Below are 26,293 nucleotides of genomic sequence, written 5' to 3'. Positions count from 1 at the left end.
CATTGATATATTTTCTTAAAATCCTAATGATTTTTACTTTCTAATTGGGTACTATGCCATATCTTCAATAATTTTGCTTTTAAAATTTTATTTTTTTAAGAAAAAGTATCCTCAAAAATAGGTGATACCATGACACAAGACGAATTAAAAAAAGCCGTAGGCTGGTCAGCATTGAAATTTATTAAGCCTGACTCTTATGTTGGTGTGGGAACCGGTTCGACAGCATCCCACTTTATTGATGCATTAGCTACAATAAAAGATCAAATCAAAGGTACTGTATCAAGCTCTGAAGCATCGACACAAAAATTAAAGAGCTATGGCATTACTGTTCTTGATTGTAATGAAGTAGATAGTTTAGATATCTATGTTGATGGTGCTGATGAAATCAATCACCAGTTACAAATGATTAAAGGTGGAGGCGCTGCTTTAACACGTGAAAAAGTGGTTTCAGCCATTGCCAAACAATTTATTTGTATTGCCGATGAATCAAAAGTTGTTGATGTATTAGGTAAATTCCCGTTACCCATTGAAGTGATCCCAATGGCTCGCTCTTATGTTGCTCGTGAATTATTCAAACTAGGTGGTAAACCAATTTATCGCCAAGGCGTCATAACGGATAATGGTAATGTTATTTTAGACGTTCATGACCTTATCATTGCCAACCCCATAGAATTAGAAAATCGAATAAATAGTATTGCTGGCGTGGTAACGGTTGGGTTATTTGCCAACAAAGGGGCAAATATTGCGCTTATAGGAACACCTTCGGGAGTAAAAGAGCTAAAATAAATTTGTTTATCATAATCAAATTTATTGCTTTTATATCACTATAAGACTCAATTTATATTCTGAAAGCAATGAGAGGAAATAATGACTATTCAAACGTCAACCAAAGATGAAAACAAATTTTTATTACTTGAGGGTATTCATCCTAGTGCCATAGAAATATTAAAATCGGCAGGTTTTACCAATATTGAGTACCATAAAAGTGCATTATCGCCCGAAGAACTTAAGCAGGCATTAAAAGATGCTCGTTTTATTGGGATCCGCTCAAGAACTCAATTAACCAAAGATATTATTGATGCCGCCCCCAAACTTGCTGGCATTGGTTGCTTTTGTATTGGCACTAATCAGGTTGATCTTGATGCGGCAACGGTGAAAGGGATTCCTGTATTTAATGCACCATTTTCTAATACACGATCTGTTGCCGAGCTGGTCTTAGCTGAAGCGGTATTGCTACTGCGCCGAGTGCCCGAAGCCAATGCAAAAGCTCACCGAGGTAAATGGAATAAAATGGCTACTGGTTCACACGAGGCTCGTGGTAAGAATTTAGGTATTATTGGTTATGGACACATTGGTAGCCAATTAAGTATTCTAGCTGAATCGTTAGGAATGAATGTTTATTTTTACGATATTGAAACCAAATTACCGTTAGGCAACGCTAAACAAGTGTCATCAATGAAAGAGCTGTTAGCGATAAGCGATATCGTTTCAATGCATGTACCCGAAAATTCAACAACGATAAAAATGATAAGCGATAGCGAAATAGACGCCATGAAACAAGGTGCTATTTTAATTAATGCTTCGCGCGGTAAAGTCATTGACCTTGATGCATTAACTCATGCACTACAAACCGATAAAATTAGTGGTGCAGCAATTGATGTCTTTCCAACAGAACCGGCTAGCAACAACGATCCATTTGAATCGCCATTGTGCCAATTTGACAATGTCATTATCACCCCTCATATTGGCGGTTCAACCAGTGAAGCGCAAGAAAATATTGGCATTGAAGTAACCACTAAACTCGCAAAATACTCTAATACAGGTGCAACACTTTCTGCGGTTAACTTTCCCGAAGCATCGTTACCAATACCCGCTAAAGGCTCAAGTCGCTTTATTAATATTCACCGTAATCAACCGGGCGTATTAACCGCGATTAATACCTTATTTGCTGAGCAAGGGCTTAATATTTCAGCGCAATATTTACAAACCGATGCCAAAATTGGTTATGTTGTGATTGATATTGATAGAGTCAATCCCGATAAAGCCGAGGAATTGCTTGATAAACTAAAAAATGTCTCAGGCACTATCCGCACAAGGTTGCTGTTTTAATTTAAATGCACTCAATGCCGCCTATCTTTCTTTAGGCGGCTAATAAATTAGATATCAATAAAAACCAAAGAGCACTAATATCCTAATTAAGTTCTATTAGTTAGTCATGTTACTTTATAAAAGGGATTTAAAGCATAATGCACTAAAAGGCGATAAAATTACCTAGCATGATCAAATTACCCGTTATACCCGTTTTTTGCTGTTTGCCTATTTCACCCAATTAGTTTGCACAATTCACTACTCGCCGTTTAACAACGAGTAGTGACAGCTAGTTAACGTACGCACACCACTCTAGTTTCATTATGCACAAAATAATAGTGCCCAACATTACCTTGCTTTGAAAAAACAGTATAATTTTGTACTCCCCCATGAAAAGGGTCAGCAGTCCAGTAATCAAAATTGATATCATCCTTTATAAAATCACTATTCGTGTAGTATGTATTATCCGTATACCCCCACTCTGCAAAGAATCCTCCCCCAATCCGACGTTGGAAATTATTGGGTTGTCCTGGTAATCCTCCTGCCCAAGCAACAATATCATTATTTGCATTCGTCATTTCAACAATATGGGGAATCCTATAACCATTTCCTAAACTACTACAGTAAGCTTTAGCTGCTTCTAAACCTCCGCTATAAGTCGGTTTTGCAACAAACCATTTACTTATCATAAAACGATATATAACGTTTGTCTTTGCTCTATCTGAGTAAATATTAAAGTAAGTTGGAACAACTGATGAGGCTTGACTTTTATTAGAATCGCTAGGCCCTGTTAATTCTACTTTAGCAATATTATAACGGCTTCCTTGTTTTATACTTAAATCTATACTTGAGTCTGTTGGCCATTTGCTGTAAGTTAACTCTTTTGCCGATGCACCTGCCACCGTTAAATCAAAGTACATCCCCTTGGCCCCTATAGTTGGGAAATTTGATTCAGGGGAATTTATATCCTGCGGTTTAAAGCCTTTATCGTCATCCCACTGTTCAACTGGACCACGATAACCAATAAATACATTTCCATTATACTTTAACGTTGGTTGAGCAAAGCATGCATAAGGAACTGCAACTTTAGGTGTTAGATAATAACTAACGCTTCCACCTTTAAACTCAGTTGATCTTGGATCTCCGTATTGGGTAGATAAAATACCACTATCACTCGTTAAAGTTATTTTATAAGGCGAATAACATGCATTTAATTCTGTATTCTCATTAACTATTTTTCCATCAACATCTTGCACGGTCATTGTAAAATTACCCGTTACAGAGATCGAACCATCACCATCATCATCTTCCCAAAATTTGTTAGTTGATATTAAATCTATTAAAGTGACTACTGATTTCCCTTCGGGAATGAATTTCTTAATATCTTTCAGTTTTTGATCTACAGCAGGCAGCTCAATTGGATTATTTTCCGATGATGGATTATTACGGATGCTATATTGCCTACCATCAGACAATGTAATACTCAACAGATCTTCTGTTGAATTTGCTTTAGTCGCCTTTCCATCAAACGTTAAATAAGGTGCACTACCTTGAATTGTCTTTACCGTTATTGCTGATAGTGCAATTGTATTACTCGATATCGTTAAACCTAACAATACCAATATCATTCTCAAAGCATAATTTTTTATATTTGGTTGCGTTAACCGTAGAGTTAATTTACAAATCTTTGCTATTTTAGTCAGAAACTTCGGTTTTATCTTCGGTAGCAAAAATGAAGTTGTAATTAAATACAACTTATAACTACAAGGACTTGAATATGTGAAAATTAACAGTATGTATAAAAATAACTTTTTAAGTTGTTCAGAGGGTGACCTGTGTACCTGTGTACCTGTGTACCTGTGTACCTGTGTACCTGTGTACCTGTGTACCTGTGTACCTGTGTACCTGTGTACCTGTGTACCTGTGTACCTGTGTACCTGTGTACCTGTGTACCTGTGTACCTTATTGTTTTGATTATATCATTTTCTAGTCCATATTGCAATTCTTTCATCACTTAACCCAATGATTTTTATATAAAAATTTATTATAGTTCTTTTATTAACTAATTACGTTTTGCAAATATACGAGTAAATATTGCGCTTTTAAAAGTATAAAATACTGACATTAGCTATTAAAAAAAATTAAGCTAACTATAAACTAAACTACATGACTTTTTAAAGTAAATTATTATTTTTTTTGTAAATATAAAATTAACATAATTATTAGGAAAAATGATTAATCAGAAATATATAAGACTTACTCGCATTGTTTACAGCGATTAAAAAATACTACAATGCATATACATAAAAAACAAAACTAACGCCTTCAATGTAATTTATTTTCCGTTTATCTTCACTTTAATCAGGTTAAGTCCTTTTTGTGTTAGCGCTTCAAAGTACCTATTATCTAAATTATCGTCGGTGATAATTGTATGAACAGCACTTAAATCACACACAACATTGGGGCTACGACGACCAAATTTTGATGAATCAACTAATAAAATTAACTTTGCAGCAGCCTTACTCATTGCCACACTACCATGGTAACTTTCATTAAACGTTGTAACGCCACCAACTAAATCAACACCATCAGCCCCCATAAATAACATATCAAAGGTATAAGATTCAAATGCGGCAATAGCTAATGCATTGTTGCTATGAAAAGAGGCTGATTTTCGACGAAACGTGCCTCCCGTTAAAATAATAGTTTGATCATTATCGTTCGCAACCAATTCATTAACCATATGCAAACTATTGGTCATAATCGTGAGGTTATTAAATTTAGCTAGCGTTGGGATCATTTGAGCAACGGTGCTTCCAGCGTCAAAAATGATTGAATCCCCCTCATGAATCAGCTTAGCGGCCTCTTCTGCTATGGCTTTTTTTTGTGCGGTATTAATATAAGTTTTGTGATCAATAGCTCTATCACCAATTTCGCGGTTTAACATGGCACCGCCGTAAGTACGTAAAACTAAACCACTTGCATAAAGTTGTGTGAGATCCTTACGAATTGTTGTTCCTGTTGTTTTAAAATGCTCAACCAATTCATCTACACTAGCTTGCCCGTTACTTTGCAGGTATTCCAAAATCGCTGTTTGTCGTTGCTTCACTTTCATAATAAAATCCCATCATCATTAGCGTGCATATATAAACCGTATTACTTTAAAATATATCATTTCAGAATGAAAGGGAATGTTTTTCAGAATAAAAGTTAATTATTTCTTATCTGTGGCTAATGCCACAGTCAATGCACTTTGACAAGCAATATCATTGGGGAAAGTGTTTTCGGGCATAATATCAGCAACAGGTAATCCATGTAGCTGAATGATGGGTTTTGGTGAGGCAAAAACAGTAATACCTTTCATTAATACAGAGTCAATAACCACTTGATTTTCATCTAATGAAATAGCTATTAATACTCTTGGTCTAAATCGTTTTGTTTTGCTACGACCAATACCTAAATAAGCCCCCTTTTTCATCGCTAAAAAGGCTTGATTAAAACGCCGAATTTGTAGCCAGCTAAATACAATTTGAAGACACCAAGCAATAAGTGCAATTACAATTAAAGTATTACTCATATTCATGGTTGCTCTCCATTATATGTTAGGTGTAAAATATGCGAAAATTGCTTGATTTAATTTTCGCATATCATCTTAACTAAAACATTACTTGCCCACCAGTAATGTTAATAGATTGCCCTGTACAATAAGAAGCCTTATCACTTGCATAAAATAACAGCACATCTAGAACATCTTGATAATCACAACCTCGTTTAAGTGGCACTTTATCAATATAAACTTGCTCTACTTGATCATCTGGAATACCTAATTTTTTAGCGTATTGTGGTATTAATGATTGAAACATTGGTGATTTTAATAAATTACCCAGCATCAACGAATTAACAGTGATACCATGATCAGCAAGATCTAAGGCTAAAGATTGTGTTAACCCGACCCCTCCAAATTTGGCAGCACTGTATCCTGAATTATGTTTACTGCCCACTTTACCTGATTTTGAGTTAATTTGAATAATGCGACCTTGCGTATTGTATTTGATCATTAATTTGGCAAATTCACGTGCACATAAAAAATAACCAGTGAGATTAACATTGACTGATAACTGAAAATCATTCAATACAAAATGGGTAATAGGTGCTGCTTTTGCAACGCCTGCGCTATACACCATTAAATCAACACGCTTAAACATACTATCAACACCTTGCGCTAATTGCAGTACACTTTCTTCGTTGGTAGCATCAACCCCAAACCCTTGAGCTGAACCTGCACCATGTTTATGCTTAATTGCTTCTGCTACCTTATTTGCATTGTCAATATTCAAATCAGCAACAATAACTTTGTATCCTGCATCAGCGATACCTTTGCACAAAAACTCACCTAAAGTTTGACCGCCACCTATAACAACTGCTACTTTTTTCATTTTTATATTCCTTAATCATTTAAAATTCTAATTTCATCACCCACAAAAAGTTGCGCAGGAATTTCCCCTTTTACGTGAACAGTGCCAGGTAATTCAGCTTGGCTATTACCATCAAATCTTAATGTGATGTGACCTAATTCACGTAAGTTAACATTAGCAACTTCGCCAACCGATGTGATGTTATAAATATGATTGCCTAATTGAAGTATCTGCCCCACTTGTAATTCCAGTTTTAAATCATCATGGCTATGAACAAAACAGTAATCAGCTAAATCAGCAGGTGCACCGTTTTTAAACAGGATTAACATACCGTCAGCTAATGCTTCTTGGGCAAACTCACCAATTTGATCAATTTTTGAATGATAGATAACATTTGACATGATTAACCTTCTTATCTTTTACACTTAATACGGGATTTTTTATTTTTACCATTGCTTTAAATTAGGAGCTGATGCTCTCATCTTTAAAACAATTTATTGGTATATAAATAACGAAACCGCCCATGCTATTAATACTGTTGGTGCACCCGTTAAAAAACGGCTCACCAATACAGATGGCACGCCCACTCTCACCGTGTTTTGCTTGGCTTCAGCAAGCGATAAACCAACAGGAATAAAGTCACATGCCGCTTGTGCATTAATTGCAAACAACGCTGGCAATGCTAAATGAGGCGGAATATTGCCAAGCCCAATTTGTACACCAACCAAAGTGCCAATAACTTGGGCAATAACCGCACCGGGTCCTAAGAATGGAGAAAGCAATGGGAAAGAACAGATCAAGGCTAATATAATAAGTCCTATAGGGTTATTGGCTAACGGAACCAGCCCATGTGCAATAAGGTTGCCTAATCCAGATGCAATAATGATCCCAATTAGTGCCGATACAAACGCCATAAAAGGAAGTATTGTTTTCAGTACAGTGTCAATTGTATCTCGGCCAGCTTGGAAGAAGACAGCAACGCCCGATCCCATACCAATACCAATTTTTGCTAATAATCCATCGCTTTGTTCAGTAATTTTTTTGCGGCTGTCATAATCTTTAAATTCAGGCGATTTATTGTTTGTCGCCGGTTCGCTTACTACATCGCTTTCTTTTTCTATTAGTTTGATATTGTGAGGTTTTACTGCAGAAACATAAATATCTTCAACAATATATTGAGCCAGAGGGCCTGATTTACCTGTGGCATGAATATTGATAGTTGGTATACGATTTTTTGGGTAAATTCCGCAGCGTAATGTTCCTCCACAATCAATTACAGCAACACCAATTTCTTCTTTAGGCGGCTCGCCATCTTTAAAACCATCAATAGCTTCCCAACCTGTTAGCTCAACTAAAGTATCAACTATGGCTGGACGAGTACCTGCTGCAATATAAACAATTTTTTTACCAGCAATAACAGGAAGCTCCAAAGGTCCACCCCAACCTGCTTCGCCTTTTTCTATGTGGATAAATTTTTCCATTTTTTATATTCCTTATTTTTATTATAGATGAACTTTTCTTTCTAACTTGATGCCCATTTTTCTTTCAAAAATGGTAGTGCAAAAGTCAGTAATCCAACCTCTAAAGAAATTAGTACCTAAACCGACAAGGAAATAACTCACAGCAAGAGGACCTAAAGGTAAATTTAGGGTAGTTAAACCAGCCGCTATTCCCAAATAAACAAAAAGTTCACCAGGGTTAACGTGTGGAAAGAGTCCATTCATTGAATGGCAACTGTAAGACGAAGCTGCGTAGTAACTTGGTTTGTAAAACTCTGGCATAAAGCGCCCCAAACTTAATGTCATTGGGTTACAAAAAACAAAAGTTCCAATGAGCGGTAGTAATAAATATCTAGAAATTGGGTTACCAGCACATGCTTGCGCTAAACGTTCGATACGTTCCTGCCCTATAAATTTAATCACTGCATTCATCACTACAAGTAATGAAATTAATAATGGCAAAATGTTAGTTACCATTCCCATAAATACTTTGCCTCCTTCTTGGAATAAACCAATAAACCACTCGGCACCAAATGAAATAGCATCAATCATGTTGTCTCCTATTAAGTTAAATTTCAGGAAAATACTATCAATTCTAGAAACAAAAAACTTTTAAGATGATCACAATTTAAAATATTTTATTTCATTTTGAAAAATAATATTTCAAATAAAAAGAAATGAGAAAAGTAATAGGTTAATAAAATAGCAACGATAGTAAAAAATTAACGTTTTTTTATTGGACATTAGCCTTAAGTTGGCGTAATTTTGTCAATACGGGTATTTATTATTCACTTTAAGGAGAATATATCATGGCTAAAAGTACGACTTCTGCTAAAAAGCTACAACAAGCAGCGATTTTGTTTCCAACTGATTTAGGTCAAAAGGCATCAAAAGATATTTCTGGAGCAATGAATTCTGTTTTAGCAGATGTATTTGCTCTATATTTAAAAACCAAAAACTTTCATTGGCATGTTAGTGGCCCGCACTTCCGTGACTATCACTTAATGCTAGATGATCAAGGTGAAGAGCTATTTGCAATGACAGATCCAATTGCCGAACGTGTACGTAAATTAGGCGGTACAACACTTCGTTCAATCGGTCATATTGCTAAATTGCAAAGCATTGCTGATAACGACGCTGATTTTGTTGAGCCATCAGATATGCTTGCTGAACTTTGCCAAGATAATGTAAGATTGACAGAACGCATGCGTGTAGCGCATGATATCTGCGATAAATATAACGATACTGCTACTGCAAGTTTAATTGAAGAGTGGATTGATCAAACCGAACAGCGTGCATGGTTCTTATTTGAAGCCGGCCGAAAAGTCGACTCATCAGGACATTAATAAATAATTATTAATGATAATAATAAGAGGCATTGATTATGCCTCTTATTAAAAATATGTGGAGATTTAAGATGAGTAAAAAAATTGCTGTATTAGTAGGAAGTTTACGTAAAGACTCTTATAACTTAAAAGTAGCAAAATTTTTCCAAAAAATCGCACCACCATCACTTTCATTACAAATTATCCAAATTGGGGATTTACCTTTATATAATGAAGATATTGATACTGATGCCCCACCTGCCTCTTACACTCGTTTTCGTCAAGAAATAGCTGATTGTCAGGGCGCTATTTTTGTAACGCCTGAGTATAATCGTGGCTTACCCGCCGTTATCAAAAATGCAATTGATGTGGGTTCTCGACCTTATGGTAAAAGTATCTGGTCTAAAAAGCCTGCTGCAATTATTTCTGTTTCACAAGGTGTGATTGGTGGGTTTGGTGCTAACCATCAGCTACGTCAATCATTAGTATTTCTTGACATGCCAACATTACAACAACCTGAAGCTTATTTTGGCAGTGTAAGTGCGGTTTTTGATGATCAAGGCAATGTTACCGAAAAAAGCAAAGAATTTTTGTCATTATTTATTAATTCTTATGCTGCTTGGGTTGAAAAACTAAGCTAATTGATATACATTTACATCATCGCAGCCAAAATGACTTGGCTGTGTGTTTTATTCGGTAAATCAATTTATATTCCTCTGTAATGACATTATCTATTCCCAAGAGCGAACAAGAGCTATTAGATCGTGCACAATTAGTTGCAGGATATTCTTTTGGAGATATAGCACAATATTTAAACATTCCAATACCCGATAATTTAAATAAACAAAAAGGTTGGGTTGGTAATCTTATCGAAACTATTTTAGGTGCAAATGCGGGCAGTAAAGCTGAGCGCGATTTTGCTAATCTAGGTATCGAGCTAAAAACAATTCCCGTCGATAAACAAGGTAAACCTTTAGAAACTACCTTTGTCAGTGTTACGCCATTAATGGCTAATCATGGCGTTATTTGGGAAACAAGCCATGTAAAATATAAACTCGCCAAAGTCTTGTGGGTTCCAATTGAAGGGGAAAGAACAATTCCGCTTATTGATCGAAAAGTGGGGAAGCCTATTTTATGGACACCAACTCAAGCACAAGAACAGCAGCTTAAACAGGATTGGCAAGAATTAATGGATATGATAGCACTAGGGCAAGTTGAAAAAATTACTGCAAGATACGGTACTTATCTACAAATTAGACCAAAGGCAGCCAATGGGCAAGCGCTCACCGAAGCAATTGGTGAAAATGGTGAAATTATTTTAACTCGCCCACGAGGATTTTATTTAAAAAAAACATTTACTATGCAAATTCTAAATGCTGTTGTAAAATATCAATGATTTCTTATAAAAACTTAGCTAGCTCACTTTACTTTTTATAGCTTATTAAGAATTGTTTTTTTAATACAAACCATTAATGCTCGAAACATCAATAACTTCCAATTTTATTTGAAAATAAATTAAGAAATATCAAGCATTAAAATTTTTGAGTTTCTTTGGTAATTATAGAGCTGTTTCTTTTTAATTGGCAAATCATCCACTTCAGCTGGATAGAATCCTTTTTCTCTAAACCAGTGAATGCTACGTGTCGTTAAGACAAATATTTTTTCTAATCCTAAATTATTAGCTGTTTCGACTATTTTTTCTATTAATAAATCACCACGAGACGAATTGCGATACTGTGGGTGAATAGCAACGCAAGCCATTTCACCCATTTTTTCTTCTGGATAAGGATAAAGCGCTGCACATCCAATTGTCATGTTATCACGTTCAATAATAGTAAATTTGTCAATCTCAATCTCTAATTGTTCACGTGAGCGTTTGACTAAAATACCTTGTTCTTCAAGTGGGCGAATAAGCTCTAAAATTCCCCCTATATCATTAATCGTTGCTAAGCGAATCTGCTCAGAATGCTCCATAGAAACTTGTGTTCCAATCCCATCACGCGAAAATAATTCTTGTAAAATAGATCCATCTAGCAAATAACTGACTAAATGACTTCGTCTTACTCCGTTACGGCATGCTTTCGCCGCGGCTCGTAAAAAGCGTGATTCGCTCGATAAATGTTTTCCTTGTTGCTCTTTTTGATTGACATAATTGTCAGCGTCAATAGGATAAAGATCAGTGATAACCAGACCATGCTCATCTAAAACACCTTGCTCAGCACAAAAACTGATTAATTTATCCGCTTTTAAGCGAATAGCAACTTCAGCAGCAACATCTTCTGACGCTAAATTAAAACTTTCACCAGTAACCGATACCCCAACAGGCCCCAATAGTACAATAGATCCTCGCGCTAATTGCTGTTCAATAGCCTCTTTGTTAATACGGCGAATTTTGCCTGTATGACAATAATCAACGCCATCGTCAATCCCCAAAGGTTGCGCAATAACAAAGTTACCACTGACAACACTAATGTGAGCTCCTTGTAACGGTGTGTTATTTAAGCTCATAGATAAACTGGCTGTAATATTAAGCTGCAATAACCCAGTAACTTGCTTAATAATATCTAGCGTGATTGCATCAGTGATGCGAGTATTTTTATAGTATTTAGGTTTAATATTATAATTTTTAAGGGACTCGTCAATTTGGTTGCGTGCGCCATTGACAATAACAAGTTTAATACCAAGGCTGTAGAGTAAGCCAATATCATTGATAATACTTGAATAATTATTACTTTTTAATACTGCACCTGTAAGCAAAATTACAAACGTTTTGCCATGATGTGCATTAATATACGGTACCGAATGTCTTAATCCATCAACTAATTCAGTGGTACGTTCTTTCATTTTCACACCGCCCAAAATGAATATTTATTCATATTTTATGTATTTTTATTTATTTTTAATTTAATAGCAAGATATTTTTATAAATATTTGTAAGAGTAATTTTTATGAAGATATAAGCCAAGTGCTCATATGGTGATATTTAATAAAGATATGAAAGGTCAGAAGATAGGGGTTTAATCGCCAGCTAAATAAGGAGCATGCTATTGCTTCCATGCTCCTGATATAAAATACTGGCTATTTTTTAACTACAAATAAGATTAATTATAATCAATTATTTTGTTTTCTATTCATGAAGCTTGTGATTTATATTTTCGTAAAATCAATCACCTTTTTAAAACGATAAAAAATAATTGAGCCAAATATGACACTTAATAATGCGATAAAAAAGTCAATTAAAATAGCATAACTTACATTGATCATGGTTAATTTGGGTACGATAAGTGGTATAACTACAAACGCTAATCCACTGAAAGTATACATACAACCGACAGCAAGACCTTTACGAGTTGGAAACATTTGTTGCATCACAACCAAAGTTAATTGTAGCACACCCCCTGCAGCAGTAAATCCCATGCCAATTGCAGCTATAACACACATTACTGGCGAGATATGAAAATAAAAAATAATTAATACCAACGCAGATAAAGCAGGCAAAATAATGATACAAAAGATTGGTTTTAATAAATGTTTTACAACAAAAGCAGTAACAAATACAGAAATAATCGATGCTACGCTATAATAACTTATAAGCTGTTTAGCATCAATATCACTCATATTAACACCTTTAATAGCTATAGTCGGCAGCCATTGCAAAATAATGACAAATGTGGCTGTTGTTGTAAATCCCATCAAAATCAATAAAATACCTTCACAGCCAAATGCAGGATTAGATTTAAAATAATTTACTTCCCCTTGGTATCCTTTAATTACTGTATCTTTATGAGGAAATTGTTTTGGCAATAATAAGCCATTAATGACTAAATAAGCAGTAAAACCAAGAAATGCCCAACCATACCATATTTGATTGGCATAAAAGAAAGTAGCAATTAATGGAAGAATTAGGGTGCCAATAGAAATAAATGCTTTTATTAGTACACTTGCCGAACCCGCTGAGCGAGGAAAACATTCAGTCAGTGCAGGCATTGAACCTGTATCTAAAAAAGAGTTGCCAACCCCAATAGCAATTGCTAAACAATATGCAATATTAATATTAGTGCAAAAAATCATTCCAATAAAGAAGATAGCGTAACAAGTCATACCAAGATAAATAAATAACTTTCTGCCAAACTTATCGGATAGCACACCACCAACAAACATTAAACATATCTTGCCAATGCCTATACCTGATGCAACATAACCAAGCCCAACTATATCAGTATTTAATTGCTGTGAAAGCGATTGAGAAAATTGCATAATCACAATTAATGCAATGCTTTGAATAATATAGTTAGCATAAATAGATCCAACAATTCCATAAGAATTGACTTTTTGATTATCCATGTGTCGTGCTCCATATGTACAACATAACATTTTAACTTCATTTAAATATATAATTATTAATCAAAAAGATAGCCAGTATAAATTTGTTGCTTAACTTGTACCTTCTTTATTCCTAATTGGCATTATCCTTGTCCTGAAGAACAAGGCTTTGCTATTTTTTAGATAGAATAGCAAAAGTTTAATTAAGATATAAATTTATATAGAATTCTTTATTAAATTGATTATTTGCTTTTATTAAACAACACCACTTTTTAGGTAATATTTTGGCTAAATTTAACGCTTAAGCATTTCAAGGATTTTCGTGAGAACCAAGTTTTCATCTTGATCAACATTGACCTCATAATGTGCAGCATCATGATATAAAGGTAGTCTTTCAGTTAATACCTTTTCCAGTTCATCAAAAATAGACAAACCTGTTAGTGATGGGCGCTGAGCAACATTAGGATCTTTCATTAAACGCGCTGCCAGTGTTGCTGCAGGTGCTGATAAAAAGATAACCGTGCCATTTTGTTTCATAAAATCTCGGTTATGCTCAGCTAATACCATTCCTCCACCAGTTGCAATAACATGATTTGGTTTAGCTATATCAACAAGTACTTGGCTTTCTCTTGCTCTGAATCCTTCCCAACCTTCTTTTTCAACAATTTCAGCTACTGTTTTTTGAGTGGTTTCAAATAAATGCTTGTCAGTATCAACAAAAGAAAACGATAACTTGTCAGCTAACATTTTTCCCATTGTTGTTTTACCCGCAGCTCTAGCACCAACTAAAAAAATTGTTTTATTCATATTGGGTTCTGCCCTTTTAGATTTACAGAATATAGTCACCATGCTAGTGATTCACATTTGTTTTTGCAATATATTTTTACACATTATCGGTACAATTGAAAAAATATTTATTTTTCAATAAATTAACTAAAATTTTTTAACTTAAATTTGTAAATTAAAATTTACATTATTTGTAAATATACTCTATTAGGATCCTAAAATAATCTTGGTTAAGTTAATTAGCATAGTTTTTCTAAACCTCGGAAATAAAGCTCTGTGGCAATTGATTGATGTAGTCGCCATTGAATGATGTCAAGCTCTGGATTTACCTTTTTAAACTCTTCATATGTCATAAAATAGCGAATAGTATTACTACCAACACGATCATTGATGCTATTAATGATAAGATTAATTTTTTCGTTTCGAAGCTTTTTTAGCTCTTGCATAGCCGTTATAATGAATTTGGGCACAGGTGTTATACCTTTTTCCCAATCAAGCCATGTATTTGTATCTGTTTTACCAATATATTCGCTTGCTTCTGACACTTTTATCATAAGAAAACGACGATACGCTTGCAATTCTACGCTAGTCATAAATACTCCTTATTATAATGCTTTTGATCTATCCACTTAATGTGCTAATTTTTATTAAGCTAATTTATTAATGCAGAGAGTTATTAATTACTAACCTAATGATAAAATCATAAAAAAACACAGCTAATTCCAATGTCGTTAGATGTGTTTATCTGTTGAGTAATTATTTTCCGGCTAAAGCATCAATTACAGATTGTTTTGCTCGTTCAGAAAGATCTTTTCCTGTCCAAATTTTAAATTGAGCATTTGCTTGACCAATAAACATTTCACGCCCTGATATTGATTCCCAGCCCGCTTTTTCTGCTTCTTGTCTAAATCGAGTATTGTATGGTGTATAGACAATATCATACGCCAAGCCTTTCCCTTTAAACCAAGCCTGTTCATAAGGCGTCTGATCTTCAAATCTACCTTGCATACCTAATGGGGTAGAATTAATAATAATTTGTGCTTCAACTTGGCTGCGTTCTTCCCAAGCTATTGCTTTTAGATTGAACTCTTTTGCTAATGCTTTGGCTGAGTCGAGCATAATGTCTGTCACAGTAATTTCGGTATAACCAAGGTCTTGCAATCCAACAACAGCAGCACGTGCTGCGCCTCCCGCTCCTAGTAATAAAACTTTTTTATATTCAACAGGTAATTTCTTTTGTTCCAGTGGCTGCATAAAGCCAACAATATCCGTATTATCGCCACAAAGCTTATCGCCATTCCAATAAACTAAATTAGCTGCCCCTGCTTTTTTGACATGCTCAGTTACTTCGTCTAAATAAGGAATAATAGCCTGCTTATGTGGAATAGTGACACATAACCCTCTAATATTTAATAGTCTTACTGATTTAAATAGTGTTGATATTTCTTCAGGTGGCGTAGCAAAAGGCACTAAAACGGCAGGAATACCATAATCTTGAAATGATGTAGTATGAATAAGAGGACTCATACTATGCCCTAACGGATAACCGATAATGCCGTATATACTATATGGCGTGAACTGGCTCATACAATCTCCTTGAAAATTAGATCTAATAGATAAAAGCGATAATTAATAGTATTAAACCATATTTATCATAAAATTAAACGGTTTTTATATTTATCTAAATTAACCTTAGCCATAATAGTGTTATCACAACAATTATTATTTATTTGTTAATAATTATTTGGATAATGATCTTATTTTTACACTTAAATAAGATAATGCTTGAGAATTTGTGTATAACAGCGTATACTTCGCTACCTCATTATTATGGGTGTAGTGTGAGAGGTTAGACTGCTTCTCAGATAGAACTGCAGCAAACTAAAAGCCTGACGAGGTTAATTCCATTAACATATTACGCCCAGGGCTTAAGCATTGAAATTTCGGAGAATTATTGACATGTCACGAGTATGCCAAGTAACAGGAAAAGGCCCTTTAGTAGGAAATAATCGTTCTCATGCGATGAATGCTACTAAACGTCGTTTTCTACCAAACCTTCAAACTCACCGTTTCTGGATTGAGAGTGAAAAACGTTTTGTAAAATTGCGTGTATCTGCTAAAGGTATGCGTACTATCGATAAAAAGGGTATTGATGCGGTTTTAGCTGAACTTCGTGCCCGTGGTGAAAAGTACTAATAAGGAAACCATATCATGGCAAAAGGTGTACGCGAAAAAATTAGATTAGTTTCTTCTGCTGGTACAGGTCATTTTTATACCACTAGCAAAAATAAAAGAACTATGCCTGAAAAGATGGAGATCAAAAAGTATGATCCTGTTGTTCGTCAGCATGTAGTTTATAAAGAAGCTAAAATTAAATAGTTTTAGATAAATAAAAAACCCAGCAAATGCTGGGTTTTTTATTTTCTTTTCTATACATAACCATCATAACTATCAATATCTGCCTACCAACTTATTACCCATACTTGCATGTTAGCCTGCCTTTTTTACTATTTTAAATTAAGAATAACTTAAGCCCAAAATCATACAACTGATAGCAATTAAGATGGTTAGCTATTTAAAAGCACTCCTTGAAAAAATAAAAAAGCGCCAGTTGTTAACGGCGCTTTTGTCAGTAAACAAATAACTCTATTTCAAATATTGTTGTTCATAGGCTCTTGCTTTTTTGTCATCAAAAACATGTTCCCAGCGAGCTATAACAATTGCAGCTAATGCATTGCCAACCACATTAACAACCGTTCTACCCATATCTAAAATACGCTCTACCCCCATAATATAACCAATCCCTTCAAGGGGAATGCCAACACTGCCAAGGGTTGCGGATAACACAAGGATTGAAGCACCTGGTACTCCTGCTATACCTTTAGAAGCTATCATTAAGGTAATGACAACTATAATTTGATCTAAAATAGTTAAATCAATATGGAATAATTGGGCTAGAAAGATGACTGTAATACTTTGATAAAGCGTTGAGCCATCAAGATTAAATGAATAACCAGTTGGAATAACGAAACTTGTAATTGATTTTGGTGCACCATATGACTCCATTTTTTCAATAATTTTCGGTAATGCTGTTTCAGAGCTTGCAGTTGAAAATGCGATAACCAGTTCTTCTTTCAATATTTTTAGCAGTGTGAAAATATTAAAATGACAAATTTTACAAACAAGACCAAGTACCACTAATGTAAATATAATCATCGCTGAATAAACAGTTAGAATCAGTTTAAGTAGTGGTAATAAAGATTCAAAACCATATTTGGCAACTGTCACAGTAATGAGAGCAAATACACCAATTGGGGCATAACGCATAATCATGTTAGTAACTTTAAACATTGTGTCAGAGATAACCTTTAAGAAAAATACAAAAGGCTCGCGCTGTTTATCTGGTAACGACATTAGACCTAAGCCGAAAAAGACACAGAAAAAGATAACAGGCAATATAGCTCCATCAGCCATTGCTTTAAAGATATTTGCAGGAATCATATCAAGAATCATGACAATTAAGCCATGAGGTTTTCCACTTAATTCTTCAGCAGCCTTTGCATATTTGCTCACATCTGCTGTTGCAAGTGTTGAAGAGTCAATTCCCGCTCCCGGCGCAAAAATATTTCCCCAGCAAAGACCTAATAAGATAGCAATCGTGGTAATAATCTCAAAATAAAGTATTGTTTTTAGACCTAATGTCCCTAATCGTTTCGAACCACCAATACCAGCAATACCTAAAGTTAATGTACTAAGTATAATAGGCAAGACAATCATTTTAATTAAACGAATAAAAATATCGCCCGCTGGTTGGAAAATGTTGACTATCGAAAATTGATAATAAGAGTGTAAAGGGTGGCTAGGAGTAGAGAGTTCAAATAAATAAGCCCCCACCGCTATCCCTAAAATTAATGCAATCAAAATCTGCCATGCAAGATTAGTTAAGACTTTTTTTATTGAGAAAGACATGTAATTCTATTCCTTTTCACGATATTGGAAAACAAAAAAGGACTAGCAATACCGACTAATCCTTTTTTGTAATTAAAAATTATTATTCAGATTCTTGAGTGGAATCATCACTATCGTAAGCATCTTGAGATAATTCTGATTCAACTTCATCTTCCGTTTCAGCAATTCGCTGCAGTCCAACAACTTTTTCGTTTTCGGCTGTTCGAATCAGGGTTACACCTTGAGTATTTCGACCAACAATACTTACTTCAGATACTCGAGTACGCACTAAAGTACCTGCATCAGTAATCAGCATGATTTGATCGGTTTCTTCAACCTGTACTGCACCAACAACTGCACCATTTCGTTCGCTCACTTTAATAGATATCACTCCTTTAGTTGCGCGTGATTTAGTTGGGTATAACTCTTTCTCAGTACGCTTACCATAACCGTTTTGAGTTGCTGTTAGTATTGCACCATTTCCTCGAGGAACTATCAGTGATACGACTTTGTCATCGCCCTCTAACTTAATACCTCGAACGCCCGTCGCGGTTCGCCCCATGCAGCGAACTTTATTTGCTGGGAATCGAACAACTTTACCATTTGCAGAGAACAACATAATATCTTCTGTATTAGAGATTTGAGAAACTTCATCATCATTCTCAATCTCATCAACAATGGCATCATCATTAAGTTCTTCATCATCAACGGTATCAGACGTTTCATTACTCGTTAAATCAACGCCAATTAGCTCGTCATCATCACGTAAGTTAATCGCAATAATCCCCCCACTTCGAGGGCGACTAAATTCAATTAATGACGTCTTCTTAACGGTACCTTGCGCTGTTGCCATAAATACGCAATGTTCATCATCAAATTCTCTAACTGGTAGAATTGCGGTAATGCGTTCATTTTCTTCAAGCGGTAATAAATTAATTATTGGGCGCCCTCGCGAACCACGACTAGCTTCAGGAAGTTGGTAAACTTTCATCCAATACAATCTGCCACGGCTAGAGAAGCAAAGAATAGTATCGTGAGTATTAGCAACTAATAATTTTTCAACAAAGTCTTCTTCTTTAATTTTAGTTGCCGATTTACCTTTACCACCACGACGTTGAGCTTCATAATCTGAAAGCGGCTGATATTTGACATAACCTTGGTGCGAAAGCGTAACAACGACATCTTCTTGAGCTATTAAGTCTTCAATATTGATATCTGCACTGCTTGCCGTAATTTCAGTTCGCCTTGCATCTTGAAATTGGTCACGAACACTTTCTAGTTCTTCGCGAATCACTTTCATTAGGCGTTCTGAACTAGCTAAGATGCGCAATAACTCACCAATTTGAACTAATAGATCTTTATATTCATCAAGAATTTTTTCGTGTTCTAGGCCTGTTAAACGATGTAAACGAAGATCTAATATAGCTTGTGCTTGTGCCTCTGATAGGTAATAGTGCTCTTGGCAAATACCAAATTCTGGTGCTAAATCTTCAGGGCGAGCAACATCATTACCCGCCTTTTCAAGCATTGCAGCAACATTACCTAATTGCCAAGCTTGCGCTAATAATTTCGTTTTTGCTTCGCTAGGCGTTGATGCAGCTCGAATAAGTTCAATCACAGGATCAATATTAGCAAGTGCTATCGCTAAACCTTCTAATACATGAGCACGCTCACGAGCTTTACGTAATTCGTATATTGTTCGACGTGTTACTACTTCTCGACGATGAAGGACAAAAGCTTCAATCATGTCACGTAAGTTTAAAAGCTTTGGTTGACCTTTATGTAAAGCAACCATATTGATACCAAACGAAACTTGTAATTGAGTCAACGAGAAAAGATTATTTAATACAACTTCACCAACCGCATCTCGCTTGATTTCAATAACAATACGCATACCATCTTTGTCAGATTCGTCACGTAATGCTGAGATGCCTTCTACTTTTTTATCTTTAACTAATTCTGCGATTTTTTCAATCAATTTTTTCTTATTAACTTGATATGGGATCTCGTGGACTATAATGGTTTCCCGCCCACTATGATCATCGACTTCAATTGTCGCTTTAGACCGAATATAAATAATGCCACGACCTGTACGATAAGCATTTTCAATGCCTTTACGGCCATTAATTAATGCTGCGGTTGGAAAGTCTGGCCCATGAATATACTCCATTAAACCATCAACCGAAATATTTTCATCTTCAATAAAAGCTAGGCAACCATTAATAACTTCAGAGAGATTGTGTGGAGGAATATTTGTTGCCATACCAACAGCAATCCCTGAAGAGCCGTTAATTAATAAGTTTGGGATACGAGTCGGTAATACATCGGGGATCATTTCTGAACCATCATAGTTAGGTGAAAAATCAACTGTTTCCTTATCAAGATCAGTCAATAACGCCCCAGCAAATTTTTGCATCCGAATTTCGGTATAACGCATTGCCGCTGCTGAATCACCATCAACAGAACCGAAGTTTCCTTGACCATCAACCAACATATAACGTAATGAAAATGGCTGAGCCATCCGCACAATTGTATCATAAACAGCTGAATCACCATGTGGATGGTATTTACCGATAACGTCCCCAACAACACGAGCTGATTTTCGATAAGGTTTATTCCACTCATATCCCGCTTCATGCATAGCAAATAAAACACGCCTATGAACAGGCTTTAAGCCATCTCGGACATCAGGTAAAGCACGTCCAACAATAACAGACATTGCATAGTCAAGATAAGAGGATTTTAGTTCATCTTCAATATTAACGGGGGTTATTTCTTTGGCTAATTCGGTCATAACACCATGTTCTCTTATTAATTTAAGTCATCATAACAGGCTATAATATAGCATAAAAACGCTATTAATGCAGAACTAAACTGTTTTTATTTCAACTTATTCGCTATGAATAAACAATGTATTTTCAATTAATTGGCATAAGCAATTTAAAATCATTGCGTGCATTTCATATGCCATCACTTTGTTGTAAGATGGGACTCTTATTTCAATATCATTTTGCCCAAGCAAACCAATAACTTCGCCTCCATCAAAAGCAGTTAAAGCGACAATTTTCATGTCTTTAATTACTGCCTCTTGAACGGCTCGAATAATGGCTCTGCTATTTCCTTGGCACGTTGCTATAATTAAAACATCACTTTGCTGCCCTAATGCTTGAATTTGGCGAGCATAAATTTCTTCATGGTTGGCAATTGCACTTAATAAAACATTGTCCGATACAAGAGCTATTGCAGGAATGCTTGGTCTTTCGATATTAATACTGGTGATCAAACGCGAAGTAAAGCTTTGTACATTAGCAGCAGATGGGCCATTACCACAGCTCATTATTTTATTGCCATTAAGTAAACTCTCAACAATAATATTTGCTGCTTTTTCAATAGAATAACCAAGTGATTCTGCCATCACAATTTGAGTTTGAATACTTTCAGTAAAATAATTTTTAATTAAATCTTGCACGCTTTCACCCAAAAATTAAAATGCGTTAATAATCCATTTTTGACTTTTACCTGTAATAGCAAAAACATCAAACCTAAACTCTGTATCTTCAATATTTAAATTTTGCGTTATCATCCATTGCTGAGCAGCTTGCTTTATTTTATTTTGCTTATTTAACGTCACAGTCGTTTCAGCATGGCCAAAATTGGCATTTTTTCTATAACGTACTTCAATAAAAACAAGGCATTTACCATCTAGCATAATTAAATCAAGTTCACCAAAGCGAAATTGGGCATTATAGGCCAGAAGTTTGAGTCCTTGCTTAAGTAGGTATTGGCAAGCAATATTTTCATAATACTCACCAATTTGTTTTTTATTCGCTTTTCGAATCAGAGTTAGCTCCGCTATAAATGTATTGCTGCCAAGAGAGTGAGCGAGTCACTTCACATTGATCACTTGTTGATAATTTACCAGTCATACCATCTAGAAAATTGAGTTGATATGAATTGAGTTGATTAAATCGATTGGTAAGCCTCCACGCATCAATCCCCATGGCATATAAACGCATTAACGAATAATCTTTCTGAACATTGCTAGGTATCTTTGTATTCACATTATCCTTTTGAATCATAGGAATTTCAGCATATTCAGTTTTATTCATATCATAATAAAAATCATCAGAAGCATTAGCAACATGGCTTTTTGAGCTTGAATAAAGCATGACAGCAGATGAGTTACCAATATTCTTATTAGCGCCCATATCAAGCATTGGTTTTATCAACGTCAATTCATCATATGATGCGTAAATGTAAATAGCATCAAACCCAGCCGATATCATTTCACCTGATGATACTTCATCATTCGAAATAGGGCTTCCCGCAAGGCTAATACCGACATTGTGATTCATATTAGCACTTAGTGTTTTAGCGTTACCAAAATATTGTACGTAAGCTTGTGAACTATTTGCCGACAGTTGTGCCCATTGTGCTGCAAAGCTTTGCGCAACACGCCTTCCCAAATCATTTTGAGGCACTAATACCAGTGGTTTTATTTTATTTTGGGAATAAATATGGTCAGCTGCATCTTTTGCTTCATCTTCTGGAGATAAAGCAAAAAAACACATTTTATTAGCAGAAGTAGTTGTTTTATCAACTTTGTTCAAGGCTAAAACAGGGATAGCAGGCGCTAGCTCTTTTATTTTAGTTACTTCATTTTTTAATAAAGGACCGACAATTAATTCAACATGTTGTTCCTGTGCTTGCTGGATTAAAGCATCCATAGGAGCACTAGTTGTATCGACTACAATTACATTTTGTTGCGGTTCTTGTGGAAAAAACTTTATAGCATCAATGTAACCTTGACGAATAGTTTCACCAAATATACGAGAAGAACCACTTAATGGTAACAATAAAGCAACCTTTTTTCCATTAGCATCAACTGCAAGCGTTTGTTCACCAGTCAATATTGATATAATTTCTTTAGCTGGATGATCAGGGTATTGTATAGCCCAATTATTAATGGCTTGTTTTAATAATTGCTTTTGATTTTGAGATTTTGTAGCAATTGTGTCTGGCGTATCATCATCTTGTGGAACAGGTACATCATTATTTTGTTGATAAGCATATGCCAAATCAATCCAACCTTGTAATGTAATGTCATCTTCACCCACTAAAACTTTACCAATTTTATCAGCCTTTAACTTACTAAAAAAATTCCATGTACTGTTTAATAGTTGCCTTTTTTCAGTTTCAGATACATATTTTTCTAATTGAAGATAATCATGAGCTTGGGCATTAATATCTTTACTATTTATATCTAAGCCTAATTTTATCATATAATAGCGATATAGCTGTGAGTTATTCAAATCAACAATCGTTAATTGATTAAGGTCAAATGGACGCCTTTTTTTTACAGCAATTTCACCTTGTGATAATAATTTTTCTTCTTTCTGTTCAGCATTAAGATCGGAAGGTAAATTTGATAATAATGTGTTTGCTTGTGTCAATTTATTTTCTTTTATTAGGGCTCGAATAGCTAATAATTGCCAATTAACTTTCACAGAGCCAGAACTATTATCTGCTTGTGATAAATAATAACTAGAATTTTTGTTATTATCAAAGCTAAGTGATTGCTTTGATGTTTCAAAAGTACATCCTGCCAAAAATGTAAATAGTGACATAATTAACATAATATAAAAGGAGCGTTTTAAATTCATACCCATTCTCTTGTAAGTTATTATCCCCAAATTCGTTGTACATGAACGGTCACTTCTTCTCGATCATGATAAAGCTGCTTAGCCTGAATTTGTACATTGATTTTTTTATTATTTAATTCATCGTTTAACAATTGTAAACTTTGTTTTACTTCTTCATAACGCTTTTTCATTGGTAGTTTGAGGTTAAAAATAGCCTCTCTGCACCAGCCATTAATCAGCCATTTGGCTATTAATTCAGTTACCTTGGCTGGTTTTTCAACCATATCACAAACCAACCAGTAAATATTATGCTTTTTAGGCACAAATTTGAAGCCATCTTCACGATAATGTTTAACTTGCCCTGTTTCCATTAGTTTTTCATTCATAGCCCCATTATCAATGGCATAAACCATCATACATCTTTTAACCAACTGATAAGTCCAACCGCCAGGACAAGCACCTAAGTCAACCGCATTCATCCCCCCCTTTAAACGCTCATCCCATTCTTCATAAGGAATAAAAATATGAAAAGCTTCTTCTAATTTTAGTGTAGAACGGCTTGGCGCATCAGTTGGAAATTTTAGTCTAGGAATGCCCATATAAAAAGGTGAATTATTTTGGCTTAGCGAATAACCAACATAACAGCTATTATTATTGATAAAAAATAAGTGAATTACAGGTCTTAATGGATTTTGGACTTTTAATAAAATACGTTTACTGCGCAATGCTTGGCGAAGGGGAACAGTAAATTTTCGGCAAAATCCAGAAAGCACTTTGCCTTCATTTGAATCGGCAACTTCAACACGCAAATCGCCAGCTTTATCGATAAGACCAGCTAATGCATCAATAATAGGAGAAATTCGATCATTTGTCGGCAAATCTGTTAATAAATCGCCCGATACAAACATTTGTCTTGCAAAAATTAATGTTCGAAAAGCTAAATCTTTTATTATCAATTGTGCATCACTATCTTGATAACATTCAAAGACAACATAGCCACTGCTTTCTCTCACTTTTGCATAGCCGTATATTTCTTTTTTTGCTGCTCTATCGGTAATTTCTGCTGCACACTCTTTTTCAAATCCACAGCGACAATATAAAATAATTTTATTTAGTTTTTGCATATTGTAATTTTTACTCTTTCAACAAAAGCTATAAATAACAGCAATTTTAATCGGATTGAACATTATCGGTATATAAAGGAGCATCTCCCTTTGGGCGAGTTTTAAATCGCCGATGTAACCACATATATTGTTCTGGTGCTTTTAAAATTTCTTGCTCAATGACTTTATTCATAAAAGTAGCAGCACGTACATCATCATCTATTGGATAACCTTCCAGTTCTGAGGTAACGTAAACTGTGTAGTGACCATCCTTTTCACGTTTTGGCGTAAAGGGAATAATTGCAGGCTGACCTAATTTAACTAATATGCGAGTTCCCACCGTTGTTGCCACTTTTTCAACTGAAAATAGTGGTGCAAATACGCTATTTTTAGGACCATAATCGTGGTCAGGCGCATACCACAACAGCTCGCCATTTTTTAGTGCACGAATCATCCCTTTTGTGTTATGACGGTCTAGCATATATTTATTTGACTTGAGCCGACCTTTAAGTTGAACATAATCCATGACCGGATTATCATTGGGTCGATAAACACCTACACCAGGATGGCTCATTCCTAAAATACGAGCACCTAATTCCAAAGTTAAAAAATGAATGCCAATAAGCAAAACACCTTGGCCTGATTGTTGCACTTTTGTAATGTTAAAGTCGCCAACAATAGAAACATATTTCGCAAGCCGTTTATCTGACCAAAACCAAGCCATACCTGTCTCAAAAATAGCCAAGCCAGTCGAAATAAAATTTTCACGCAACATCTGCTCTCGTTCTTGTTGCGATTTTTTTGGAAAACAGAGCTTAAGATTTTGCCTTGCTGTTTCTTTACGTTTTCCGATCAGTCGCATTGAAAGTAAACCTAGTCCTTTACCAATTTGGTAAATAACTGGGTAAGGTAATAAAACAGTTACATATAAAACGCCGATACCAAACCACGTTAACCAATAACGAGGGTGCAGTAACCGTTTAGTAAAAATAGGGCGAATTTCCTGATTTGGGCTCATAGTAAGATCAAATAGCTATTTAAACAGTAGTAGATTATTATATACCATATCTTGATTTGCGAAGCAGAAAATAAAATACTTACATTTAAATAAATACTTCCTTTAATTTTTGTTTTGAGTAAAAATGATAATTTAAAATAAACATT

Annotated in this window: 26 protein-coding genes; 7 read left to right on the top strand and 19 right to left on the bottom strand. The window is 35.1% G+C overall.

Going from position 1 to position 26,293, the window contains the following annotated elements; translation table 11 throughout:
• Window positions 1-129 precede the first annotated feature (129 nt).
• Window positions 130-786 (top strand): ribose-5-phosphate isomerase RpiA, encoded by a 657-nt coding sequence (rpiA, locus tag A9G42_RS04010; RefSeq protein ID WP_065582319.1) that lies wholly within the window; start codon window positions 130-132, stop codon window positions 784-786.
• Between the two features lie 81 nt (window positions 787-867).
• Window positions 868-2,109: a phosphoglycerate dehydrogenase gene (serA, locus tag A9G42_RS04005; RefSeq protein ID WP_065582318.1), complete on the top strand. Its 1,242-nt coding sequence runs from the start codon at window positions 868-870 to the stop codon at window positions 2,107-2,109.
• 272 nt (window positions 2,110-2,381) lie between these two features.
• Here the strand turns inward: serA and A9G42_RS04000 are convergent, their stop codons facing one another.
• The 7 genes from A9G42_RS04000 to srlA all read right to left on the bottom strand — a co-directional run bounded on the left by A9G42_RS04000 (window position 2,382) and on the right by srlA (window position 8,554).
• The gene (locus tag A9G42_RS04000; RefSeq protein ID WP_065582317.1) at window positions 2,382-3,716 is read right to left on the bottom strand and encodes a hypothetical protein; all 1,335 of its coding nucleotides are present in this window, start codon (window positions 3,714-3,716) and stop codon (window positions 2,382-2,384) included.
• A gap of 707 nt (window positions 3,717-4,423) precedes the next feature.
• Window positions 4,424-5,203: a glucitol operon DNA-binding transcriptional repressor SrlR gene (gene srlR, locus A9G42_RS03995; RefSeq protein ID WP_065582316.1), complete on the bottom strand. Its 780-nt coding sequence runs from the start codon at window positions 5,201-5,203 to the stop codon at window positions 4,424-4,426.
• A gap of 99 nt (window positions 5,204-5,302) precedes the next feature.
• Window positions 5,303-5,671 (bottom strand): transcriptional regulator GutM, encoded by a 369-nt coding sequence (locus tag A9G42_RS03990; protein WP_065582315.1) that lies wholly within the window; start codon window positions 5,669-5,671, stop codon window positions 5,303-5,305.
• Window positions 5,672-5,744: 73 nt separating this feature from the next.
• On the bottom strand, window positions 5,745-6,524 hold the full coding sequence (gene srlD / locus A9G42_RS03985) for a sorbitol-6-phosphate dehydrogenase (protein ID WP_065582314.1): 780 nt from the start codon (window positions 6,522-6,524) through the stop codon (window positions 5,745-5,747).
• A gap of 11 nt (window positions 6,525-6,535) precedes the next feature.
• Window positions 6,536-6,904 carry a PTS glucitol/sorbitol transporter subunit IIA gene (gene srlB / locus A9G42_RS03980; RefSeq protein WP_065568332.1) on the bottom strand — a complete coding sequence of 123 codons (369 nt, stop codon included), beginning with the start codon at window positions 6,902-6,904 and terminating at the stop codon, window positions 6,536-6,538.
• A 93-nt stretch (window positions 6,905-6,997) separates the two neighbouring features.
• Window positions 6,998-7,984 (bottom strand): PTS glucitol/sorbitol transporter subunit IIB, encoded by a 987-nt coding sequence (srlE, locus tag A9G42_RS03975; RefSeq protein WP_065582313.1) that lies wholly within the window; start codon window positions 7,982-7,984, stop codon window positions 6,998-7,000.
• A gap of 21 nt (window positions 7,985-8,005) precedes the next feature.
• Complete coding sequence (gene srlA / locus A9G42_RS03970) at window positions 8,006-8,554, bottom strand: PTS glucitol/sorbitol transporter subunit IIC (RefSeq protein WP_065582312.1); 549 nt, start codon at window positions 8,552-8,554, stop codon at window positions 8,006-8,008.
• 257 nt (window positions 8,555-8,811) lie between these two features.
• Here srlA and A9G42_RS03965 point away from each other — a divergent pair, with 257 nt between their 5' ends.
• The 3 genes from A9G42_RS03965 to mutH all read left to right on the top strand — a co-directional run bounded on the left by A9G42_RS03965 (window position 8,812) and on the right by mutH (window position 10,723).
• Window positions 8,812-9,348: a Dps family protein gene (locus tag A9G42_RS03965; protein ID WP_065580888.1), complete on the top strand. Its 537-nt coding sequence runs from the start codon at window positions 8,812-8,814 to the stop codon at window positions 9,346-9,348.
• A 71-nt stretch (window positions 9,349-9,419) separates the two neighbouring features.
• Window positions 9,420-9,968, top strand: coding sequence for an NADPH-dependent FMN reductase (locus A9G42_RS03960; RefSeq protein ID WP_065652715.1), 549 nt, complete (start codon window positions 9,420-9,422; stop codon window positions 9,966-9,968).
• Between the two features lie 80 nt (window positions 9,969-10,048).
• Window positions 10,049-10,723, top strand: coding sequence for a DNA mismatch repair endonuclease MutH (mutH, locus tag A9G42_RS03955; RefSeq protein WP_065582310.1), 675 nt, complete (start codon window positions 10,049-10,051; stop codon window positions 10,721-10,723).
• A 119-nt stretch (window positions 10,724-10,842) separates the two neighbouring features.
• Here the strand turns inward: mutH and argA are convergent, their stop codons facing one another.
• From argA to aroE, 5 genes are all read right to left on the bottom strand, one after another.
• Entirely contained in the window at window positions 10,843-12,171 is a 1,329-nt protein-coding gene (gene argA / locus A9G42_RS03950; RefSeq protein WP_065582309.1) for an amino-acid N-acetyltransferase, read from the bottom strand.
• Window positions 12,172-12,474: 303 nt separating this feature from the next.
• Entirely contained in the window at window positions 12,475-13,671 is a 1,197-nt protein-coding gene (locus tag A9G42_RS03945; protein ID WP_065582308.1) for an MFS transporter, read from the bottom strand.
• A 273-nt stretch (window positions 13,672-13,944) separates the two neighbouring features.
• A complete protein-coding gene (aroL, locus tag A9G42_RS03940) occupies window positions 13,945-14,457 on the bottom strand; it encodes a shikimate kinase AroL (protein ID WP_065652714.1) in 513 nt (170 codons plus the stop codon).
• A gap of 218 nt (window positions 14,458-14,675) precedes the next feature.
• On the bottom strand, window positions 14,676-15,029 hold the full coding sequence (locus A9G42_RS03935) for an Aca2/YdiL-like domain-containing protein (protein WP_065583007.1): 354 nt from the start codon (window positions 15,027-15,029) through the stop codon (window positions 14,676-14,678).
• A 163-nt stretch (window positions 15,030-15,192) separates the two neighbouring features.
• Window positions 15,193-16,023, bottom strand: coding sequence for a shikimate dehydrogenase (gene aroE / locus A9G42_RS03930; RefSeq protein ID WP_065583006.1), 831 nt, complete (start codon window positions 16,021-16,023; stop codon window positions 15,193-15,195).
• A gap of 372 nt (window positions 16,024-16,395) precedes the next feature.
• Here aroE and rpmB point away from each other — a divergent pair, with 372 nt between their 5' ends.
• The gene (rpmB, locus tag A9G42_RS03925) at window positions 16,396-16,632 is read left to right on the top strand and encodes a 50S ribosomal protein L28 (RefSeq protein WP_034884345.1); all 237 of its coding nucleotides are present in this window, start codon (window positions 16,396-16,398) and stop codon (window positions 16,630-16,632) included.
• Between the two features lie 15 nt (window positions 16,633-16,647).
• A complete protein-coding gene (gene rpmG, locus A9G42_RS03920) occupies window positions 16,648-16,815 on the top strand; it encodes a 50S ribosomal protein L33 (protein WP_034884348.1) in 168 nt (55 codons plus the stop codon).
• A 267-nt stretch (window positions 16,816-17,082) separates the two neighbouring features.
• Here rpmG and gltP read toward each other — a convergent pair whose 3' ends face one another.
• From gltP to lpxL, 7 genes are all read right to left on the bottom strand, one after another.
• On the bottom strand, window positions 17,083-18,393 hold the full coding sequence (gene gltP / locus A9G42_RS03915) for a glutamate/aspartate:proton symporter GltP (protein ID WP_065582293.1): 1,311 nt from the start codon (window positions 18,391-18,393) through the stop codon (window positions 17,083-17,085).
• A gap of 94 nt (window positions 18,394-18,487) precedes the next feature.
• Window positions 18,488-21,178, bottom strand: coding sequence for a DNA topoisomerase (ATP-hydrolyzing) subunit A (gene gyrA, locus A9G42_RS03910; RefSeq protein ID WP_065652713.1), 2,691 nt, complete (start codon window positions 21,176-21,178; stop codon window positions 18,488-18,490).
• A gap of 96 nt (window positions 21,179-21,274) precedes the next feature.
• A complete protein-coding gene (locus tag A9G42_RS03905) occupies window positions 21,275-21,853 on the bottom strand; it encodes an SIS domain-containing protein (protein ID WP_065568336.1) in 579 nt (192 codons plus the stop codon).
• A 15-nt stretch (window positions 21,854-21,868) separates the two neighbouring features.
• Window positions 21,869-22,198, bottom strand: a complete 330-nt coding sequence (locus tag A9G42_RS03900) for a YraN family protein (RefSeq protein WP_255307294.1) — start codon at window positions 22,196-22,198, stop codon at window positions 21,869-21,871.
• A 7-nt stretch (window positions 22,199-22,205) separates the two neighbouring features.
• Window positions 22,206-24,047: a penicillin-binding protein activator gene (locus A9G42_RS03895; protein ID WP_065582289.1), complete on the bottom strand. Its 1,842-nt coding sequence runs from the start codon at window positions 24,045-24,047 to the stop codon at window positions 22,206-22,208.
• 20 nt (window positions 24,048-24,067) lie between these two features.
• Window positions 24,068-25,150, bottom strand: a complete 1,083-nt coding sequence (gene rlmM / locus A9G42_RS03890; RefSeq protein WP_065582290.1) for a 23S rRNA (cytidine(2498)-2'-O)-methyltransferase RlmM — start codon at window positions 25,148-25,150, stop codon at window positions 24,068-24,070.
• A gap of 46 nt (window positions 25,151-25,196) precedes the next feature.
• Entirely contained in the window at window positions 25,197-26,147 is a 951-nt protein-coding gene (gene lpxL, locus A9G42_RS03885) for an LpxL/LpxP family Kdo(2)-lipid IV(A) lauroyl/palmitoleoyl acyltransferase (protein WP_065568311.1), read from the bottom strand.
• Window positions 26,148-26,293: the final 146 nt, after the last annotated feature.

Origin of the sequence: Gilliamella sp. Nev6-6, from assembly GCF_001690605.1 — a bacterium.
Classification (GTDB): Bacteria; Pseudomonadota; Gammaproteobacteria; order Enterobacterales; family Orbaceae; genus Gilliamella; species Gilliamella apicola_C.
Note: the sequence above shows the minus strand (reverse complement) of the source record. Positions and strands in the feature narration are given on the sequence as shown.

What these genes read in the sequence shown, in the direction of transcription:
- rpiA (WP_065582319.1), top strand. Translation starts at nt 130, where the DNA reads ATGACACAAGACGAATTAAAAAAAGCCGTAGGCTGGTCAGCATTGAAA.
- serA (WP_065582318.1), top strand. Translation starts at nt 868, where the DNA reads ATGACTATTCAAACGTCAACCAAAGATGAAAACAAATTTTTATTACTT.
- A9G42_RS04000 (WP_065582317.1), bottom strand. Translation starts at nt 3,716, where the DNA reads ATGATATTGGTATTGTTAGGTTTAACGATATCGAGTAATACAATTGCA.
- srlR (WP_065582316.1), bottom strand. Translation starts at nt 5,203, where the DNA reads ATGAAAGTGAAGCAACGACAAACAGCGATTTTGGAATACCTGCAAAGT.
- A9G42_RS03990 (WP_065582315.1), bottom strand. Translation starts at nt 5,671, where the DNA reads ATGAATATGAGTAATACTTTAATTGTAATTGCACTTATTGCTTGGTGT.
- srlD (WP_065582314.1), bottom strand. Translation starts at nt 6,524, where the DNA reads ATGAAAAAAGTAGCAGTTGTTATAGGTGGCGGTCAAACTTTAGGTGAG.
- srlB (WP_065568332.1), bottom strand. Translation starts at nt 6,904, where the DNA reads ATGTCAAATGTTATCTATCATTCAAAAATTGATCAAATTGGTGAGTTT.
- srlE (WP_065582313.1), bottom strand. Translation starts at nt 7,984, where the DNA reads ATGGAAAAATTTATCCACATAGAAAAAGGCGAAGCAGGTTGGGGTGGA.
- srlA (WP_065582312.1), bottom strand. Translation starts at nt 8,554, where the DNA reads ATGATTGATGCTATTTCATTTGGTGCCGAGTGGTTTATTGGTTTATTC.
- A9G42_RS03965 (WP_065580888.1), top strand. Translation starts at nt 8,812, where the DNA reads ATGGCTAAAAGTACGACTTCTGCTAAAAAGCTACAACAAGCAGCGATT.
- A9G42_RS03960 (WP_065652715.1), top strand. Translation starts at nt 9,420, where the DNA reads ATGAGTAAAAAAATTGCTGTATTAGTAGGAAGTTTACGTAAAGACTCT.
- mutH (WP_065582310.1), top strand. Translation starts at nt 10,049, where the DNA reads ATGACATTATCTATTCCCAAGAGCGAACAAGAGCTATTAGATCGTGCA.
- argA (WP_065582309.1), bottom strand. Translation starts at nt 12,171, where the DNA reads ATGAAAGAACGTACCACTGAATTAGTTGATGGATTAAGACATTCGGTA.
- A9G42_RS03945 (WP_065582308.1), bottom strand. Translation starts at nt 13,671, where the DNA reads ATGGATAATCAAAAAGTCAATTCTTATGGAATTGTTGGATCTATTTAT.
- aroL (WP_065652714.1), bottom strand. Translation starts at nt 14,457, where the DNA reads ATGAATAAAACAATTTTTTTAGTTGGTGCTAGAGCTGCGGGTAAAACA.
- A9G42_RS03935 (WP_065583007.1), bottom strand. Translation starts at nt 15,029, where the DNA reads ATGACTAGCGTAGAATTGCAAGCGTATCGTCGTTTTCTTATGATAAAA.
- aroE (WP_065583006.1), bottom strand. Translation starts at nt 16,023, where the DNA reads ATGAGCCAGTTCACGCCATATAGTATATACGGCATTATCGGTTATCCG.
- rpmB (WP_034884345.1), top strand. Translation starts at nt 16,396, where the DNA reads ATGTCACGAGTATGCCAAGTAACAGGAAAAGGCCCTTTAGTAGGAAAT.
- rpmG (WP_034884348.1), top strand. Translation starts at nt 16,648, where the DNA reads ATGGCAAAAGGTGTACGCGAAAAAATTAGATTAGTTTCTTCTGCTGGT.
- gyrA (WP_065652713.1), bottom strand. Translation starts at nt 21,178, where the DNA reads ATGACCGAATTAGCCAAAGAAATAACCCCCGTTAATATTGAAGATGAA.
- A9G42_RS03895 (WP_065582289.1), bottom strand. Translation starts at nt 24,047, where the DNA reads ATGAATTTAAAACGCTCCTTTTATATTATGTTAATTATGTCACTATTT.
- rlmM (WP_065582290.1), bottom strand. Translation starts at nt 25,150, where the DNA reads ATGCAAAAACTAAATAAAATTATTTTATATTGTCGCTGTGGATTTGAA.
- lpxL (WP_065568311.1), bottom strand. Translation starts at nt 26,147, where the DNA reads ATGAGCCCAAATCAGGAAATTCGCCCTATTTTTACTAAACGGTTACTG.